This is a genomic window from Streptomyces sp. NPDC006332, from assembly GCF_040612855.1.
Lineage (GTDB): Bacteria > Actinomycetota > Actinomycetes > Streptomycetales > Streptomycetaceae > Streptomyces.
Genome location: NZ_JBEXRA010000143.1, coordinates 1 through 1,052 on the forward strand (window position 1 = coordinate 1; position 1,052 = coordinate 1,052).

The window sequence follows — 1,052 nt, forward strand, 5'->3', positions numbered from 1 at the left end:
TGTATTGATCACGAGCGTTGTTAACGCTGGCCGGGCTTGATCATGGCGAAGGCCTCCGTGTGTGGTGGAGGTGTCGAATCTTCACCGCACGGAGGCCTTCGTGTTCCACCGTAATGCCCGGCTGACCGTTCACGGCAGGCGGCTGCTGGTCGATCGTGTCCGTTCCGGCCGCCCTGTCGCCCATGTTGCCGCCGAGATGGGCATCTCCCGCGTCACCGCGCACAAGTGGATACGCCGCTGGCAGGCAGAGGGCGAGCAAGGACTGCACGATCGGTCCAGCCGTCCGCGCTCGACGCCGCACCGCACGGCAGGGGCGATCGAGGCGCGCGTGTGCCGTCTTCGCCAGGACCGCAAGCTCGGCCCGGCCCGCATCGGTCCGATCCTGGGCCTGCCCGCCTCGACCGTGCACCGCGTCCTGGTCCGTCATGGCCTCAACCGCCTGGCCTTTTTGGACCGGCCCACCGGCCAGGTCATCCGCCGCTACGAGCGCGACCGCCCCGGCGAACTCATCCACGTGGACGTCAAGAAACTCGGCCGGATCCCGGACGGCGGCGGGCACAAGGTCCTGGGCCGCCAGGCCGGCCGCACCCGGCGCAGCAGCATGGGCTTCGACTTCATCCACTCCGCCGTCGACGACCACTCCCGCCTCGCCTACAGCGAGGTCCATCAGGACGAGAAGGCCGCCACCTGCGCCAGCTTCCTGCGCCGGGCAGCAGCCTTCTTCGCAGCCTCAGGCATCGACCGCATCGAGCGTGTCCTGACCGACAACGCCTGGCCCTACCGCAAAAGCTTCGCCTGGCGCCAAGCCCTGGCCGACCTGGGCGCGGCCGGCAAGCTCACCCGGGCCTACCGGCCGCAGACCAACGGCAAGGTCGAACGCTTCAACCGCACCCTGCTCGACGAATGGGCCTACCTACGGCCCTACACCAGCAACACCGAACGCACCGCAGCCCTGGCAGACTTCCTGCACACCTACAACCACCACCGCTGCCACACCGCACTCGGCGGCCAGCCACCCATCACCCGCGTGAACAACCCTGCGGGTCAATACA

The 1,052-nt window shown here is 68.5% G+C and carries 1 protein-coding gene; it reads left to right on the forward strand.

Going from position 1 to position 1,052, the window contains the following annotated elements; translation table 11 throughout:
• Nucleotides 1-100 precede the first annotated feature (100 nt).
• Nucleotides 101-1,052 (forward strand): IS481 family transposase (locus tag ABZ027_RS43180; protein WP_356778605.1); only part of this gene is annotated, 952 nt, incomplete at its 3' end.